Origin of the sequence: Streptomyces coerulescens, from assembly GCF_042657965.1 — a bacterium.
GTDB classification, from domain to species: Bacteria; Actinomycetota; Actinomycetes; order Streptomycetales; family Streptomycetaceae; genus Streptomyces; species Streptomyces coerulescens.
The window spans coordinates 1-16,527 of sequence record NZ_JBHSKM010000022.1; the positions used below are offsets into that span (position 1 = coordinate 1).

General features: G+C 70.5%; 13 protein-coding genes. 3 read left to right on the plus strand and 10 right to left on the minus strand.

Annotated elements, in window-relative coordinates; translation table 11 throughout:
• Window positions 1-326: 326 nt before the first annotated feature.
• Entirely contained in the window at window positions 327-1,334 is a 1,008-nt protein-coding gene (locus ACFPQ9_RS27430) for a stage II sporulation protein M (RefSeq protein WP_380858734.1), read from the minus strand.
• A 131-nt stretch (window positions 1,335-1,465) separates the two neighbouring features.
• Between ACFPQ9_RS27430 and ACFPQ9_RS27435 the strand changes: the two genes are divergently transcribed.
• Window positions 1,466-2,419, plus strand: a complete 954-nt coding sequence (locus ACFPQ9_RS27435) for an RDD family protein (RefSeq protein ID WP_380858737.1) — start codon at window positions 1,466-1,468, stop codon at window positions 2,417-2,419.
• A 5-nt stretch (window positions 2,420-2,424) separates the two neighbouring features.
• Here ACFPQ9_RS27435 and ACFPQ9_RS27440 read toward each other — a convergent pair whose 3' ends face one another.
• Both ACFPQ9_RS27440 and ahcY read right to left on the minus strand, forming a co-directional pair.
• Window positions 2,425-3,039: a hypothetical protein gene (locus ACFPQ9_RS27440; protein WP_380858739.1), complete on the minus strand. Its 615-nt coding sequence runs from the start codon at window positions 3,037-3,039 to the stop codon at window positions 2,425-2,427.
• A 174-nt stretch (window positions 3,040-3,213) separates the two neighbouring features.
• Window positions 3,214-4,671, minus strand: a complete 1,458-nt coding sequence (ahcY, locus tag ACFPQ9_RS27445) for an adenosylhomocysteinase (protein WP_380858742.1) — start codon at window positions 4,669-4,671, stop codon at window positions 3,214-3,216.
• Between the two features lie 506 nt (window positions 4,672-5,177).
• On the opposite strand from ahcY, the gene ACFPQ9_RS27450 reads away from it, so the two are divergent.
• Window positions 5,178-7,346, plus strand: coding sequence for a fructose-specific PTS transporter subunit EIIC (locus ACFPQ9_RS27450; RefSeq protein ID WP_380858745.1), 2,169 nt, complete (start codon window positions 5,178-5,180; stop codon window positions 7,344-7,346).
• Window positions 7,347-7,748: 402 nt separating this feature from the next.
• The gene (gene lepB, locus ACFPQ9_RS27455; protein WP_380858748.1) at window positions 7,749-8,429 is read left to right on the plus strand and encodes a signal peptidase I; all 681 of its coding nucleotides are present in this window, start codon (window positions 7,749-7,751) and stop codon (window positions 8,427-8,429) included.
• Window positions 8,430-8,579: 150 nt separating this feature from the next.
• On the opposite strand, the gene ACFPQ9_RS27460 is transcribed toward lepB, so the two are convergent.
• The 7 genes from ACFPQ9_RS27460 to ACFPQ9_RS27490 form a co-directional block, all read right to left on the minus strand.
• Window positions 8,580-9,560 (minus strand): cation diffusion facilitator family transporter, encoded by a 981-nt coding sequence (locus tag ACFPQ9_RS27460; protein ID WP_380858751.1) that lies wholly within the window; start codon window positions 9,558-9,560, stop codon window positions 8,580-8,582.
• 187 nt (window positions 9,561-9,747) lie between these two features.
• Window positions 9,748-10,899 (minus strand): mannose-6-phosphate isomerase, class I, encoded by a 1,152-nt coding sequence (manA, locus tag ACFPQ9_RS27465; protein WP_380858754.1) that lies wholly within the window; start codon window positions 10,897-10,899, stop codon window positions 9,748-9,750.
• A 146-nt stretch (window positions 10,900-11,045) separates the two neighbouring features.
• Complete coding sequence (locus ACFPQ9_RS27470; protein ID WP_380858757.1) at window positions 11,046-12,173, minus strand: SIS domain-containing protein; 1,128 nt, start codon at window positions 12,171-12,173, stop codon at window positions 11,046-11,048.
• A gap of 249 nt (window positions 12,174-12,422) precedes the next feature.
• Entirely contained in the window at window positions 12,423-12,593 is a 171-nt protein-coding gene (locus ACFPQ9_RS27475) for a Trm112 family protein (RefSeq protein ID WP_093746251.1), read from the minus strand.
• A 151-nt stretch (window positions 12,594-12,744) separates the two neighbouring features.
• The gene (locus ACFPQ9_RS27480) at window positions 12,745-14,109 is read right to left on the minus strand and encodes a phosphomannomutase/phosphoglucomutase (RefSeq protein WP_380858761.1); all 1,365 of its coding nucleotides are present in this window, start codon (window positions 14,107-14,109) and stop codon (window positions 12,745-12,747) included.
• Window positions 14,110-14,213: 104 nt separating this feature from the next.
• Window positions 14,214-15,830, minus strand: coding sequence for an L-lactate permease (locus ACFPQ9_RS27485; protein WP_380858764.1), 1,617 nt, complete (start codon window positions 15,828-15,830; stop codon window positions 14,214-14,216).
• A 169-nt stretch (window positions 15,831-15,999) separates the two neighbouring features.
• The gene (locus ACFPQ9_RS27490; protein WP_380858767.1) at window positions 16,000-16,458 is read right to left on the minus strand and encodes a DUF3499 domain-containing protein; all 459 of its coding nucleotides are present in this window, start codon (window positions 16,456-16,458) and stop codon (window positions 16,000-16,002) included.
• Window positions 16,459-16,527 lie beyond the last annotated feature (69 nt).

Consider the following 16,527-nt stretch of genomic DNA (forward strand, 5'->3'; position numbering starts at 1 on the left):
TTCGGTCTTGCGTTTCCGACTCTATCAGATCTTTCCGATCCGATTTCCTCGGTGCTTTCCAGGTTCTCGCTCTCGCGTTTCCCTTTCCAGCGGTTCCGACTTTATCAGAACTTTCGGGCCGGACTGACCAGCCACTCATTTCCGAATCATCGGGAGAGGCTTCTCGGGAATCAATGTTCCGCTGAAGCAGATAGATTCTCACTCCGCCCGGCTGGACTCACATCCACTTCCAGGCAACTGTTCGAATCTACCTCCCCGCTCGCTCCGTGTCAACGGCTCTTGTGGGGCGAAGAGGAGACTAGCAGCTCAGGAGGCGTGCCCGCACATCAGGCCGCCGTCGGAACCGCCGCGCTGCGTTCCGCTGCCTCAAGGTCACCCGTGTCTCCGGCGCGCGCGGCACGGCCGCCGAGTACATAGACGTATGCGAGGAAGGCCAGCTCAGCGACGACGCCGATGGTGATGCGTGCCCAGGTGGGCAGGCCCGAGGGAGTGACGAAGCCTTCGATGGCGCCGGATATGAAGAGGACCAGGGCTAGGCCGATTGCCATGCCGATTGCGGCCCGGCCTTCTTCGGCGAGGGCTGATCGTCGGGTGCGGGGGCCGGGGTCGATGAGTGTCCAGCCGAGGCGCAGGCCGGTGCCGGCGGCTACGAAGACCGCTGTCAGTTCGAGTAGGCCGTGCGGAAGGATGAGGCCGAGGAAGGTGTCAAGGCGGCCGGCTGACGACATCAGGCCGAAGCCCACTCCGAGGTTCAGCATGTTCTGGAAGAGGATCCAGAGGACCGGGAGGCCCAGGAAGACGCCGAGGATCAGGCAGAGGGCGGCTGCCCAGGCGTTGTTCGTCCAGACCTGGGCCGCGAAGGAGGCTGCGGGGTGGCTGGAGTAGTACGTCTCGTACTGACCGCCCGGGCGGGTGAGCTCGCGTAGTTCGCTGGGGGCCGCGATCGTGGCCTGCACTTCGGGGTGGGTGCCTATCCACCAGCCAAGGAGGGCCGCTATGAGGGTGGACAGGAGTGCCGTGGGTACCCACCAGTGGCGCGCTCGGTAGACCGCGGCCGGGAAGCCGTTGGTGAGGAAGCGTGTGACGTCGCGCCAAGAGGCGCGGCGTGTGCCTGTCACCGCGCTACGCGCGCGTGCCACGAGTTGGCTGAGCCGGCCGGTCAGCTGGGGGTCGGGTGCGCTGGACTGGATCAGGGACAGGTGAGTGGCGGTGCGCTGGTAGAGGGCGACGAGTTCGTCGGCCTCGGCGCCGGTCAGGCGGCGCTGGCGTCCGAGGAGGGTGTCGAGGCGGTCCCACTCGGCACGGTGGGCGGTGACGAAGACGTCGAGGTCCATCTGCTTTTCTGCTCCCCGGCTGTTCGTCGGCGACTCGTCGTTGGACGTCAGCTTGTCGTACTGCGGCGCGATGCGCCCTCAGCTTGGCAGACTGGCCATTCCAAAGGCAGGTCAGGGGAAGGACGGACGGCGTGAGTGAGCTGGTGACGGGCGAGGCGGTGGCGCTGGAGTTGCGCCCTGCGAAGCTGCCCAGCAGGGCGCTGGCCGTGCTGCTCGATCTGGCCGTGGCGTTCATCGCCTACCTCGTCGTGACGACGGGTGTCGTGATCGCCACCGCTTCTCTGGACGAGGCGGCGCAGACCGCGCTGTCCATCGCCATGTTCGTGTTGGTGCTGGTCGGCGGGCCGATTGCGGTCGAGACGCTCAGCCATGGGCGTTCGCTCGGGAAGTTGGCCTGTGGGCTGCGGGTGGTGCGTGACGACGGCGGGCCGATCCGGTTCCGGCACGCGCTGGTGCGGGGCCTCATCGGTGTGATCGAGATTCTGATGACGCTCGGTGTCGTGGCCGTCATCGCTTCGCTGGTGTCCGCGCGCGGGCGGCGGCTCGGTGATGTGTTCGCCGGGACTCTCGTCGTTCGGGAGCGCGTGCCCCTCACGCGCGCGGGCTTCGTTCCGCCGCCTCCGCCGTGGTTGGCCGGGCGGTTCTCGGGGCTCGACCTGTCGGCGGTCCCCGATGGCCTGTGGCTCGCCATTCGTCAGTACCTGACGCGGATGCAGCAGCTCGATCCGCAGGTCGCCTGGAGCATGGGCGAGCGGCTCGCGACGGATCTGGCGGGGCGCACGGGCGCTCCGGCGCCGCACGGTGTACCGCCGGCCGCCTATCTGGCTGCGGTGCTTCAGGAGCGGCAGGCTCGGGAGGCGCGGCGCGCCTTCGGCAATGGGGCCGCTGTGGCTTCGCCGGCTCCTCCGCCGGCGCCGGCCGGGTACGGCGGGGGTGTTGCCCCGGGCGGTGGTCCGTACGTGGCGCCGGCGTCTGCCGGGCAATCATCGGTCGCGCGGGACGCCGTACGGCAGTCGGCCGCTCCGGCTTCGCAGGATGCGTCGTCGGACGGCCCGCCTGCCACGGGCTTCGCTCCTCCTGCCTGACCGGCTCAAGCGAGCGTCGACGGCGGTGACTCCAGGTCCTCCAACTCGATGCCGGGCGCCGCGAGGACCACGTCGCCGGAGATGTGCACGGCGTGCTGCTCGCCCGTGTCCAGGGCTGTGACCTGGTATTCGTCCACGGTCAGGGGGCCGTTGTCAGTGGCGTGTGTTTGTCTTTCCACCAAGGCCCAGGACTGGTCCACGGTGCGCGGGGCGAGGACCGGATCCGTGAAGGCCACGAGGCGGACGCGGGTGGCCGAGGCGGAATGGGTGAGGCGGAGGAGACGGGTGGTGGCGATGAGGAACGCGGGAGACGTGCCGGTGAAGGCGTGGGCGCGCACATTGCCTTCCGTGGCGTGGACTCCGGTGGGGTCGGTGCGTACCCAGGTGACGCCGTCCAGGGCGGCGCCGCGTACCTGCCAGCCTCCGGCGTGGAGTTCGAGGCGGATGGGGCGGCCCAGTTCGTCCAGGGCAAGGTCGACGGAGCCGCTGTGATCGCCCTCGGGGGTGGTCAGCTGGGATACGTAGCGCCAGCCGGAAGGGCCGGGGGCGCAGTGGAAGTGTTCTTCTGCGAGGGGGGTGTGATCGTGCGGATCGTGGAGCGAATAACGGCCGCGGGGCATCGGGGTCCTGGGGCTTGACGGACGGGCTGGTCCCGGCCTCTTCGGCTGATGAGGCTACGTGGGCCGGCCATGTGGACCGAAGGGGCAGGCCCCCGACACGGGGGTGCGGGGGCCTGCCTCGGAGGAACTGCCGTTGCGAAGCGGGGTCGTGCCGCGGAACCGGCTCGGCTCCGCTCAGTAGCGGTAGTGGTCCGACTTGTACGGGCCCTCGACCTCGACGCCGATGTAGGCGGCCTGCTCCGGGCGGAGCGTCGTCAGCTTCACGCCGAGCGAGTCCAGGTGGAGGCGGGCGACCTTCTCGTCCAGGTGCTTGGGCAGCGTGTACACGCCGATCGGGTACTCGTCCTGCTTCGTGAACAGCTCGATCTGGGCCAGGGTCTGGTCCGCGAAGGAGTTGGACATCACGAAGGACGGGTGACCGGTCGCGTTGCCCAGGTTCAGCAGGCGGCCCTCGGACAGGACGATGAGGACCTTGCCGTCGGGGAAGGTCCAGGTGTGGACCTGCGGCTTGACCTCGTCCTTGACGATGCCCGGGACCTTGGCGAGGCCGGCCATGTCGATCTCGTTGTCGAAGTGACCGATGTTGCCGACGATCGCCTGGTGCTTCATCTTGGCCATGTCCGAGGCCATGATGATGTCCTTGTTGCCGGTCGTGGTGATGAAGATGTCGGCCTTGTCGACGACCTCGTCGAGGGTCGTGACCTGGTAGCCGTCCATCGCCGCCTGGAGGGCGCAGATTGGGTCGATCTCGGTGATGATCACGCGGGCGCCCTGGCCGCGCAGGGACTCGGCGCAGCCCTTGCCCACGTCGCCGTAGCCGCAGACGACCGCGGTCTTGCCGCCGATCAGGACGTCGGTGGCACGGTTGATGCCGTCGATCAGGGAGTGGCGGCAGCCGTACTTGTTGTCGAACTTCGACTTGGTGACGGCGTCGTTCACGTTGATCGCGGGGAAGAGGAGGTCGCCGTCTCGCTGCATCTCGTACAGGCGGTGGACGCCGGTGGTGGTCTCCTCGGTGACGCCGCGGATCTCGGACGCCAGCTGGGTCCACTTCTGCGAACCGTCCGTGATGGTGCGGTGCAGGAGTTCGAGGATGACGCGGTGCTCGTCGGACTCGGCCGTGTCGACGGAGGGGACTTTGCCGTCCTTCTCGTACTCGACACCCTTGTGGACGAGGAGGGTGGCGTCACCGCCGTCGTCCAGGATCATGTTCGGGCCGCCGGTGGGGCTGTTCGGCCAGGTCAGGGCCTGCTCCGTGCACCACCAGTACTCCTCCAGGGTCTCGCCCTTCCAGGCGAAGACCGGGACGCCCTGGGGGTTCTCGGGCGTGCCGTTCGGGCCGACCGCGATCGCGGCGGCGGCGTGGTCCTGGGTGGAGAAGATGTTGCAGGAGGCCCAGCGGACCTCGGCGCCGAGGGCGACCAGGGTCTCGATGAGGACGGCGGTCTGCACGGTCATGTGCAGGGAGCCGGTGACGCGGGCACCGGCCAGCGGCTGGGTCTCGGCGTACTCCTTGCGGATCGCCATCAGGCCGGGCATCTCGTGCTCGGCGAGGGTGATCTCCTTGCGGCCGAACGCGGCGAGGGAGATGTCGGCGACCTTGAAGTCCTGTCGGTTCTCGACAGTCGTCATTGCGTGCTGCTCCTCGGGGTGTGGGTCGAGGGTGGGTACGGCTGGTCTGCGCGGCGGCGGACATCGGGGCGCCCGAAGAGGACACAGGCATGCCCGCGTACGCGCAGCGCAGTCCGTCGGAGGCCCTCTCTCCCTCGGCCGGTCCGTATCGGGACCGCCCGACCGCCATCAGCAGCGACGTCTGGCTGGTTCCAAGCTACACCGGGACGCCCGGCCGCCCTCATTCCGCCTCCGAACAGCTGTCTCCATCGAGGTGGAGGGCGGTGGGGTGGGTCGAGGGGGCGCTCGTGGGAGGGTGGCGGGTCGGGTGACGGTCGCGTGCGGGAGCGATAACAGGACACCAACGAACGGTTCACAGGTGGCGGCAGACCGGGATGTTCCGGGAACTTTGCCCCTTTGAGCTTGCGGGGAGGTGGGGCAGGATGCCTGCAGATCGGAACATCTGATCGATCTTGTGGGGCGCCCGGGACGGCGTTTCCGCATGACAATGGCGTTAGGAGATCGACGTGACCATTCCGGCCGGCCCTCCCCCCACGGGCAGCGGCGGTGAGCAGCAGCGGTTGAAGCTGCTTGCCGTGACCGCGTGCCCGACCGGCATCGCCCACACATATATGGCAGCCGAGAAGCTCGCGCAGGCTGCCGAGAGTCGTGGCATCGACATGAAGGTGGAGACCCAGGGATCCATCGGGGCTGAGAACGTCCTCGATGACAACGATGTCAACCACGCCGACGGCATCATCATCGCCGCGGACAAGGACGTGGACCTGAGCCGTTTCGCGGGCAAGCGGGTGCTGAGCGTGGGGGTGGCCGAAGGTATTCGCCATCCCGAGCAGCTGATCGAGCGTGTGATGTCGGCGCCCGTGCACGCGGCGGGGAGCGCCCCCACAGCTCCCGCGTCCGGCGGTGGCAAGGAGCGCAGCGTCGGGTACAAGGCGCTGATGAACGGGGTCAGTTACATGATCCCGTTCGTCGTGGTCGGTGGGCTGCTGATCGCGATCTCGCTGTCGCTCGGCGGGCACACGGACCCGTCCGGCGGTCTGGTCATCCCGAAGGACTCCTTCTGGATGGACGTGAACAACATCGGCGTCATCGGCTTCACGCTGATGGTGCCGATCCTGTCCGGCTACATCGCGTACGCCATCGGGGATCGGCCGGCCCTCGTGCCCGGCATGGTCGGCGGCTGGATCGCCAACACCGGTGAGCTGTACGACTCCAAGGCGGGCGCCGGGTTCATCGGTGCGATCGTGACCGGGTTCCTCGCCGGGTATCTGGTGTTGTGGATCAAGAAGGTCAAGGTCCCGAAGTTCGCGCAGCCGATCATGCCGATCATCGTGATCCCGATCGTCGCGACCACGGTGCTGGGCATGTTCTTCATCTACGTCATCGGCGAGCCGATCTCCTGGGTGTTCGAGAACCTGACCGACTGGCTCAGCGGGATGACCGGCACGAGCGCGATCCTGCTCGGGGCGATTCTCGGGCTGATGATCGCGTTCGACATGGGCGGACCGGTCAACAAGACGGCGTTCCTGTTCGGCGCCGGGCTTATCGCGACCGGCAACCAGACGGTCATGGGCATGTGCGCCGCGGCCATCCCCGTCATGCCGCTCGGTCAGGGTCTGGCCACGCTGATACGGAAGCGGCTGTACACCGAGCAGGAGCGGGAGACCGGGCTCGCCTCGCTGTTCATGGGCTGCTTCGGCATCTCCGAGGGCGCGATCCCGTTCGCGGCGGCGCGGCCCGCGCAGGTCATCCCCGCCAACATGCTGGGCGGCGCGGTCGCCGGTGCGATCGCCGGGGTCGCCGGCGTCGAGGACGCGGTGCCGCACGGCGGGCCGATCGTGGCCGTGCTGGGTGCGGTGAGCGGCGTGCCGATGTTCTTCGTGGCCGTGGTGATCGGCTCGGTCGTCACCGCGTTGACGACGGTCGCCCTCGTCGACCTGGGTGAGCGCAGGCGGCGCGGGGACGCGGGTTCCGGTCTGGGCGTCGGTGCGCGTGAGGCTGTGCTGGTGGGAGCTGGCGTCGGGGCGCAGGGGGGCGTGCCGCAGCAGGCCGGCTCGGCCGAGTCCGCCGACGCTGTCGTCCCGGGCGGCGCTTCCGCCGCAGGGGCCGGGGGGACCGGCGCCGGCCAGTCGGCCGATGAGGCCGACGGCGAAGGCGAGAGCGACGGTGACAGCGGCGCCGAGGGCAACGCCGAGGGCGACGGCGACGGCGCCTCTGACGAGGTCCTCTCCGGGTATGTCACCGAGCAGACCGTGAAGGTTCGGCTCGACGCCGGTGACAAGGAGTCCGCGATCCGTGAGATGGCGGAGCTGCTGGGGCGGACCGGCAAGGTCGTGGATCCGGACGAACTCGTGGCGACGGCGCTGCGCCGGGAGGAGCAGGGGACGACCGGGCTCGGTGAGGAGATCGCGATTCCGCATGCCAAGACGGACGCGGTGAGCGCGCCGGTCGTCGGTTTCGCGGGGTCCGCGGAGGGCGTCGAGTGGGGCTCGCCGGACGGTACGAAGGCGAGGCTCGTGTTCATGATCGCCGTACCGGAGGCGGCCGCCGGGGACGAGCATCTGCGGATTCTGGCGCTGCTGTCGCGGAAGTTGATGGACGCGGAGTTCCGGGAGCGGCTGCTGGTGGCGCCGGACGAGCCGGCCGTGCTCGGGGTGCTGCGCGAGGTCGGCTAGCCGGGTGGGCGGGTCCGCGTTCATTTGTAAGGGCGCGGGCCCGCCTTCGTGGGTAGGGCGTGGGCCCGCCTTCATGCGTAGGGCGTGGGCCCGCCTTCATGCGTAGGGCGTGGGCCCGCCTTCATGCGTAGGGCGCGGGCCCGCCTTCATGCGTAGGGCGCGGGCCCGCCTTCATGCGTAGGGCGCGGGCCCGCCTTCATGGGTAGGGCGTGGGCCCGCGTTCATGCGTAGGGCGCGGGCCCATGGCATGGCGCCGGCCCGCGTTCATGGGTAAGGCGTGGGCCCACGTTTTCATGGATAGGGCCCGGGCCCGCCTTCATGGGGGGCGCGGGGCCCGCGCTGTCGGGTCCTAGAGGTGCAGGTACGCTCCGCCGTCGGAGAGGCCGTTTGGGGAGGGGCGTAATGTCCGGTGCGGGGCGGAGACTTGGGGTTGCGGCCGTCGTAGTGGGGCTGCTGGGGCTGGTGTTGGGGCTGGGCGGAGTTGCGTACGCGCGGCTCGAGCTCGGCGGCGCTGTCGTGTCGAGCGAGAGCATGGCGCCGACGTACGAGCCGGGTGACCGGATCTTCTATGAGCGGACCGGCGGGGACGAGGTGCGACGCGGGGACGTCGTGCTGTTCTCGGCGCCGGAGCGGTACGGCTTCGACGCGCTGGTGGTCAAGCGGGTCATCGGGGTGGGCGGCGATCGCGTGGCGTGCTGCACCGGGACGGGGACGGCCGCGCGCGTCACCGTGAACGGGAAGCCGATCGAGGAGCCGTATCTGAAGGGCGGGGAGGCGGGCGGCGGGTTCGGGATTCCGGCCTACGACGTGCGGGTTCCCGAGGGGCGGCTGTTCCTGCTGGGTGACAACCGGGCGAACGCCCGTGATTCGCGGGCCTTTCTCGACGACCGGGGCGGGACGTTCGCCGAGTCCGAGATCCGGGGGCGCGTGACCGACGGCTATACCGTGCCTGCCGTCGTCGGTACGGCGATCGCGCTCGGGGCGGTGCTGATACTGGCCGGGGTCGGGCTGGGGATCGCCGCCCGGGTCGTACGGCGGCGCAGACCGGCGCCGATCACCCCGAACTGGCAAATCCCGGCATGACGACCGAACAGCCGGCAGCAACCACCGGTATGACAACCGAACAGCCGGCGCCACGGGCAATGACAACGGCACCGCGGCGAATGACACCGGCACCGCGGCAATGACAACGGGGCCCGCCGATCGACTCGGCGGGCCCCGTCACCGTACGTGTCAGTGATCGGTGCCGTGCTGTGCCGGGCCCCCGGGCGTGGCCTCGCGGTCGGCGCCCTTGGCCGCTTCGGCCTCGCTGTAGATGTCGGGCTCCAGGTAGATGACGCGGGCGATCGGGACGGCCTCGCGGATGCGGGCCTCGGCGGCGTCGATCGCGGAGGCGACCTCGGCGGCCGTGTCGTCGTGCTTCACCGCGATCTTGGCGGCGACCAGGAGCTCCTCGGGGCCGAGGTGGAGCGTGCGCATGTGGATGATGCGAGTGACGACGTCCCCGTCGACGGCGGCGGCCTCGATCTTGCCGACGACCTCGACGTCCGCGGACTCGCCGAGCAGCAGCGACTTGGTCTCGATGGCCAGGACGACCGCGATCAGGACGAGCAGGATGCCGATGCAGATCGTGCCGATGCCGTCCCAGACGCCGTCGCCGGTGATCAGCGCCAGGCCGACGCCGCCCAGGGCGAGAACCAGGCCGACCAGCGCGCCGAGGTCCTCCAGGAGGACGACGGGCAGCTCGGGCGCCTTGGCGTGGCGGACGAACTCCTTCCAGGACTTCCGGCCCCGCAGGACGTTGGACTCCTTGATGGCCGTGCGGAAGGAGAAGGCCTCGGCGATGATCGCGAAGACGAGGACGCCGACGGGCCAGTACCAGTGCTCGACCTCGTGCGGGTGCTTGATCTTCTCGTAGCCCTCGTAGAGGGCGAACATGCCGCCGACGGAGAAGAGGATGATCGAGACGAGGAAGGCGTAGATGTAGCGCTCGCGGCCGTAGCCGAAGGGGTGTTGCGGGGTCGCCTCGCGCTGGGCCTTCTTGCCGCCGACCAGCAGCAGGGCCTGGTTGCCCGAGTCGGCGAGCGAGTGCACGCCCTCGGCGAGCATCGACGACGAACCGCTGAACGCGAACGCCACGAACTTCGATGCCGCGATCGCGAGGTTGGCGGCGAGTGCCGCCACGATCGCTTTGGTACCGCCTGACGCGCTCATGTGTCGCGTTGTCCCTTCGCCTTCGTAGCCTTCGTGGCCTGCGTGAGCTTCCTACGTACGCCGGTGCGCCGTGCGGGGCCTCGTCGAGGGGAGCGTGCGCGCCCATCGGCTTTGCCCTTCCTTTGCCGGTGGGCCATTGTTGCAGCCCGGTCCGACAATGGTGCGCCGGGTCGTCGTATGCCCTCGGTCAGGCGACGACGGTGGCCCGGAAGACCGTGCCGGCTCCGGACACTTCGGCCTTCTCACCCGCCGGTACGAAGACGGAACGGCCCGGCGTCAGCTCGTGCTCCCCGGCGCGGACGGCACCCGCCGTGCAGAGCAGGATCTGCGGGGTCGCGCGGGTGAGGTCGTGGGCGGTGGTGCCCTCCGGGAGGACGTACCGGGACAGCCGGAACTCGTCGATCGGGGTCTCGTAGACCTCTTCGCCGTCCGGGGCGGCCTCGGGGCGCAGCACTCCCGCGTCGCCCGCCTCGAAGCGGACGATGCGCAGGAGTTCGGGGACGTCGACGTGCTTGGGGGTCAGGCCGCAGCGCAGGACGTTGTCGGAGTTGGCCATGATCTCGACGCCGAGGCCGTTCAGGTACGCGTGCGGGATGCCGGCGCCGAGGAACAGGGCCTCGCCGGGCTGGAGGCGGACGTAGTTGAGGAGCATGGCGGCGATGACGCCGGGGTCGCCGGGGTAGTGATGGGCGATGTCGGCGTACGGGGCGTACTCGCCGCCGAGGCGGGAGCAGGCGGCCGCGGCCTCGGCGACGGTGTGGGCCATCTCGTCCGGGTCGGCGCTGAGGATCGCGGTGAGCACCTCGCGCAGGGCCGCTTCCTCGGGGTGGGCGTGCAGCAGGTCTACGTACGGCTTGAGGGAGTCGATGCCGAGGCCGTCCAGGAGGTCGGCGGTCCGCAGGGGGTCGCGGAAGCCGCACAGGCCGTCGAACTCGGTGAGCGCGCAGATCAGTTCCGGCTTGTGGTTGGCGTCCTTGTAGTTGCGGTGGCCGGCGTCGATCGGGATGCCGCGGCGCTCCTCGTCCTCGTAACCCTCCTTCGCCTGCGCCAGATCGGGGTGCACCTGGAGGGAGAGCGGGGCGCCGGCGGCGAGGATCTTGAGGAGGAAGGGGAGGCGGGGGCCGAACTTCGCGACCGCCCTCGCGCCCAGTTCGCGCTCCGGGTCGGCCTCGATCACCTCGACGAGGGTGCCGCGCCCGGTGCGCGAAGGTGCGCCCGGGTGCGCGCCCATCCACATCTCCGCCTGCGGTTCGCCGGTCGGCTCGACGCCGAGGAGGGTCGGGATCGCGGTGGTGGAACCCCAGGCGTAGGGGCGGACGGTGTTGTCGAGGCGGTCCATGCGGTTGTCAGCCTGCTCTCTGCTGGTGCGCGGGTACGCGGGTACGAGTACGCGGGTACACGGGTTCTTCGTGGAGGACGCCGGTTCGCCTGGTGTACGTCTGCCGGTTCCGTCGGCGTACGGCTGTCAGGGCGCCCAGGGACAGATCAGGCCCCCGAGGCGAGCGCCAGGTAAACGGCGGCGAAATCCGTGATGGCGATCAGTTCGGCGAGGGTCTCCAGCTCATCGCCGGGTTCCGGCTCCAGCTCGCTGATCGGTGTGTCGTGGCTGAGGGCGAGGTCCCGGGCCGCGGGCGCGGCGGTGAGGCCGCCGATCGGGCGGTCGCGCAGCAGGACCACGCGCGCGTGCAGCGCCGGTGTCTCCTCCACGCGGTCCCGGAAGAAGTCGTCGGGGTCCGCGCTCGCCGCGAGGCGTCCTGCGAGCAGGGCGCTGTGCGAGGCGAGTGCCTCGGGCAGTTCGGCGACGAGGGCGGGGTGGCCGGAGAGCTCGGCGAGCGCGGCGGCGAAGCGGCGGCCGGCCGGGCCGGCGGAGACGCCCTCGGTCCAGATCAGCGGGAGCGCGTCGGCGAGTTCGGCGGCGAGGGTCTTGGCGGGGTTGCTGTACGTCGCGATGGCGGGGCCGCAGCGCTCGGCGATGTGGTCGAGGCGGTCGGCGACCTTCTCGACGGCGTCGGGCGGGGCGGTGAGCAGACCGGTGCGGTCGAGGAGTGCGAGGAGCGGGGTGAGCAGGGCCCACAGGACGCCGGGGGCGGAGGCGGCGAGGGTCTCGTCCTGCTCGTACGGGGCGGTCGCCATCGGCACGAACAGGCCGTGGTTGCCGTGTGTCGCCTCGGTGAGGGGGGTGCCGGCGGGGGCCACGGTGACGACCGTGCAGCCGCGGCGGTAGGCCTGCTCGGCGAGCAGGGAGAGGCCGGGCTCGGTGCCGTCGGGGGTGGCGATCAGCAGGAGGTCCACGGAGCCGGCCCAGCCGGGGAGCTCCCAGCGCAGGGCGCCCGCGGCGGGGGCCACGCCGGCCGGGTCCAGTCGGGTGACCGGGCTGGTGGCGCCGGCGAGGGTGCCGAGGAGGTCGGCGACGCAGATGGCGGCGGCGCCGGGGCCCGCGATGAGGATGGCTCGGGGGCGGCCGTCCGGCTTGAGGTCGTTCACGCCTGCCTCGGCGGCGTGCCGGAGGGCGGTGCGGACGCGGGCGCCGGCTTCGGCCGCGCCGCGGAGCAGGGCACGGCGATCGGCTTCGGCGAGTGCCGCCGGCGTGTCGAGCAGCGATTCGTCGAGCATGGGCGACGGCCTCCGATCGCCGGGTTTCTTTGGGGTCTGTTGTGCGGGGTGTTGGGCGGCTGTGCGTTGCTGGGGCGCCGCTGGGTCTGGGCGGACGGTGCGTTGCCGGGGCGGCTGTGGGTTGGCTTCTTCGTGCGGGGTGTCGTTGTTGCCGTGGGTGTTGCCGTGGGTGTGGCCATGGCGTGATGCCGGGTCTGCTGACCGTGGCCTCCGGTACGGCGGCGTTGACCCCTCGGCTGTGGGGCCCTGTTATGCGGGGCGGCGGGCCTCGTCGACGAGGAGGACGGGGATGCCGTCGCGGACCGGGTAGGCCAGGCCGCAGTCCTGGCCGGTGCAGATCAGCTCGGCTTCCTGCTCCTTGAGGGAGGCGTGGCAGGCCGGGCAGGCGAGGATCTCCAGGAGGCCGGCTTCCAGCGGCATGGCGGGTCCCTTCTGGGGTGGGGGTCGGGGGTACGGGCGTGCGTGCGGATGTGCCTGGTCAGCGTACCGCCGGTGGGGGCGGGGTGCCGGGGTTGGGACTTCGCCGGGCAGGCAGGCCCCCCGCCCGGCGCCCCAAGCCACCCACCGCGGCTCAGCCTCTGATGATCGCCAGCGCCTCGTCCCGTACCTTTCTCATCGTCGCCTCGTCCCGGGCCTCCGCGTTGAGGCGGAGCAGGGGCTCCGTGTTGGAGGGGCGGACGTTGAACCACCAGTCGGTGGAGGTGACGGTCAGGCCGTCGAGGTTGTCCAGTTGGATGTCGTCACGGCCTTCGTAGGCCGTTCTGATCGCGGCGAGGCGGGCCGTCTGGTCGGTGACGGTGGAGTTGATCTCGCCGGAGCCGACGTAGCGGTCGTACTGGGCGACCAGGCCGGACAGGGGGCCCTCCTGGCCGCCGAGGGCGGCGAGGACGTGGAGGGCGGCCAGCATGCCGGTGTCGGCGTTCCAGAAGTCCTTGAAGTAGTAGTGGGCGGAGTGCTCGCCGCCGAAGATCGCACCGGACTTCGCCATCTCGGCCTTGATGAAGGAGTGACCGACGCGGGTGCGGACCGGGCTGCCGCCGTTCTCCCTGACGACCTCCGGGACCGACCAGGAGGTGATCAGGTTGTGGATGATCGTGCCCTCGCCGCCGTTCTTGGCGAGCTCGCGCGAGGCCACCAGGGCGGTGATGGCGGACGGGGAGACGGGCTCGCCGCGCTCGTCGACGACGAAGCAGCGGTCGGCGTCGCCGTCGAAGGCGATGCCCAGGTCGGCGGACTCGGCACGGACCCGCTTCTGGAGGTCCACGATGTTGGCCGGGTCCAGCGGGTTCGCCTCGTGGTTCGGGAACGTGCCGTCCAGCTCGAAGTACATCGGGACGACGTCCAGCGGGAGGCCGCCGAACACGGTCGGCACGGTGTGGCCGCCCATGCCGTTGCCCGCGTCGACGACGACCTTCAGGGGGCGGACGGAGGTCAGGTCGACGAGGGAGCGGAGGTGGGTCGCGTAGTCCGCGAGCGTGTCGCGCCCGGTGATCCCGCCCGCCTCCGCGGCCGGGGCCGGGGCACCCGACTCGGTCCAGTTCTCCACCAGTTCGCGGATCTCGGCCAGGCCGGTGTCCTGGCCGACCGGGGCGGCGCCGGCGCGGCACAGCTTGATGCCGTTGTACTGGGCCGGGTTGTGCGAGGCCGTGAACATCGCGCCCGGCAGGTTCAGCGCGCCGGAGGCGTAGTAGAGCTGGTCCGTGGAGCACAGGCCGATCTCGGTGACGTCGACGCCCTGAGCGGCCGCGCCGCGCGCGAAGGCGCGGGACAGGCCGGGCGACGAGGGGCGCATGTCATGGCCGATCACGATCGCGCTCGCGTCCGTCACCCGGACGAAGGCGGCGCCGAAGAGCTCGGCCAGTGACTCGTCCCACTGATCCGGTACGACCCCGCGCACGTCGTACGCCTTCACCAGCTGTGACAGATCAGCAGCCACGGCCACCCCTCCCTGAACATCCTGTCGGTCACCGACAAACTACCCGCCCGCACCGACAGCGCGCCGGGCGCCCGCTGAGTGGACCCCGAGCCGTAACCTCGAGGTCAGGGCAGCATCCAGCCCAGCACCGGTGAACTCTGTCCGACGACGATCAGGCACATCACCAGCAGCAGCCCCAGGCTCCACGGCAGCACCCGCCGCAGCAGGTCGCCCTCCTTGCCCGCGAGTCCCACGGCCGCGCACGCGATGGTGAGGTTCTGCGGCGAGATCATCTTGCCGAGCACACCTCCTGAACTGTTGGCGGCGGCCAGGAGTTCCGGCGAAAGGCCGGACTCCCGCGCGGCCGTCACCTGCAGCGCCCCGAAGAGCGCGTTGGCCGAGGTGTCCGACCCGGACACCGCCACCCCGAACCAGCCGAGCACCGGCGACAGGAAGGCGAGCCCGGCGCCGGCCGCCGCCACGAAGTGGCCGATGGTGGCGGCCTGCCCGGACAGGTTCATGACGTAGGCGAGCGCGAGCACGGACGTCACGGTCAGGATGGCGAACCGCAGCTCGTGCACGGTGGCGGCCCACTCCTTGACGGCCACGCGCGCGTGCACGCCGAGAACGACCGCGGTGAACAGCCCGGCGATCAGCACGAGCGTGCCGCCGGTGGACACGATCGGCCAGCTGAAGACATTGCCGCTGACCGCCTCGCCGTCCGGGTTCGCGACGTTCAGGAAGGGCCAGTCCTGCGTCCGGGTCGCCCCGGCCAGCCAGTCCTTGACCACCGGGATCTGGGCGAGGGAGAAGATCACGACGATCAGGGCGTAGGGCGCGTAGGCACGCACGACCTCCCCGCGCGGGTCCGCCTCGTCCAGTTCCTCGCTGCGCGAACCGGTCAGCACGGACGCGCGTACGGCCTCGGTGGCCGGCACGCGTGCGTGCGGTACGGCGACCAGGGCGCCCGCGCCGGCCAAGGCGGCGCCGATGTCGGCGAGTTGCGCGGAGACGTAGTTCGAGGCGGCGAACTGGGCGACGGCGAAGGCGACTCCGCACACCAGGGCGGGCACCCAGGTCTCCCGCAGCCCGCGCCTGCCGTCCACGAGCCCGACCAGCACGAGCGGCACGACCAGCGCCAGCAGGGGCGTCTGGCGGCCGACCACGGAGGCCACGTCGTCCAACGGCAGCCCGGTGACCTGGGCGAGCGTCACCACGGGCGTGCCCATCGCGCCGAAGGCGACGGGCGCCGTGTTGGCGACCAGCGCGACGACGGCCGCGCGCACCGGCTCGAACCCGAGCGCCACCAGCATGACCGAGCAGATCGCGACGGGCGCCCCGAACCCGGCGAGGGCCTCCAGCAGGGCGCCGAAGCAGAAGGCGATGACGAGCGCCTGGATGCGCGGATCGTCCGACAGCCGTCCGAACGACCGCCTGAGGATGTCGAAGTGCCGCGTGCGGACGGTCATCCGGTACACCCACAGGGCGTTGACGACGATCCACAGGATGGGGAAGAGCCCGAAGACGGCTCCCTGGGCGCCGCTGGAGAGCGTCTGGTCGAGCGGCATGCCGTACGCGAGCCAGGCGACCAGTACGGCCGCCAGAAGCCCGGTGAGCCCCGCGAGATGCGCCTTCATCCGGACCCCGCCCAGCAGGACGAGCACGATCACCAGGGGCAGGGCCGCCACGAGGGCGGACAGCCCCAGTGAGCCTGCTACGGGCTCCAGTTCCTGGATGTACACGGGCACCTCCGGGATTCCGCCATGCGGAAAGCGATTTCTCGTTCCGGCATACGGAATGGTCGTGTCCGCGACAACTACCCGTCAATGCTTGTGCAGCACTCAACCAAACGAAGACACAGCAAGGGCACGACGAAGGCGGGAGGCGAAGCCAGACGAAGGGAACCGACCGTCAGTTGTCGGGCGAGCGCAGCACCCTGAGATGACCCCGACGCGCGACCTCCATCGGGTCGGCGCCCCGGCCACCGCCCCCACCGGCCTCGGCCGCCCGCTCCTGCGGACGGGCCGCCTCGCGCACGGCGTTGGCAAGCGCTTCCAGGTCGTCCCCGCTCGGGCGGGCCGGAGCGGAGCCGTCCAGCAGGCGTACGACCTCCCACCCGCGCGGGGCGGTGAGGCGTTCGGAATGCTCGGCGCAGAGGTCGTAGCAGTGGGGTTCGGCGTAGGTGGCGAGCGGGCCGAGGACCGCGGTCGAGTCGGCGTAGACGTACGTCAGCGTCGCGACGGCGGGACGGCCGCAAGCGGTGCGCGAACAGCGACGTACAGGGCTCACGACGTTGGACGGTACCGCACTCTTGAGCGGGCCGCGATGACTCTCCCCCAGGTCACCCCACCGTGTCGTGTTGTGCCGCATCCCGTGCGCCCCTGTTGTCCCACCTTCCTGACCTGCCCAAAAGCCGCGTTGCGGAATACCGGACCGCGA

What these genes read in the sequence shown, in the direction of transcription:
- ACFPQ9_RS27430 (WP_380858734.1), bottom strand. Translation starts at nt 1,334, where the DNA reads ATGGACCTCGACGTCTTCGTCACCGCCCACCGTGCCGAGTGGGACCGC.
- ACFPQ9_RS27440 (WP_380858739.1), bottom strand. Translation starts at nt 3,039, where the DNA reads ATGCCCCGCGGCCGTTATTCGCTCCACGATCCGCACGATCACACCCCC.
- ahcY (WP_380858742.1), bottom strand. Translation starts at nt 4,671, where the DNA reads ATGACGACTGTCGAGAACCGACAGGACTTCAAGGTCGCCGACATCTCC.
- lepB (WP_380858748.1), top strand. Translation starts at nt 7,749, where the DNA reads ATGTCCGGTGCGGGGCGGAGACTTGGGGTTGCGGCCGTCGTAGTGGGG.
- ACFPQ9_RS27460 (WP_380858751.1), bottom strand. Translation starts at nt 9,560, where the DNA reads ATGAGCGCGTCAGGCGGTACCAAAGCGATCGTGGCGGCACTCGCCGCC.
- manA (WP_380858754.1), bottom strand. Translation starts at nt 10,899, where the DNA reads ATGGACCGCCTCGACAACACCGTCCGCCCCTACGCCTGGGGTTCCACC.
- ACFPQ9_RS27470 (WP_380858757.1), bottom strand. Translation starts at nt 12,173, where the DNA reads ATGCTCGACGAATCGCTGCTCGACACGCCGGCGGCACTCGCCGAAGCC.
- ACFPQ9_RS27475 (WP_093746251.1), bottom strand. Translation starts at nt 12,593, where the DNA reads ATGCCGCTGGAAGCCGGCCTCCTGGAGATCCTCGCCTGCCCGGCCTGC.
- ACFPQ9_RS27490 (WP_380858767.1), bottom strand. Translation starts at nt 16,458, where the DNA reads ATGCGGCACAACACGACACGGTGGGGTGACCTGGGGGAGAGTCATCGC.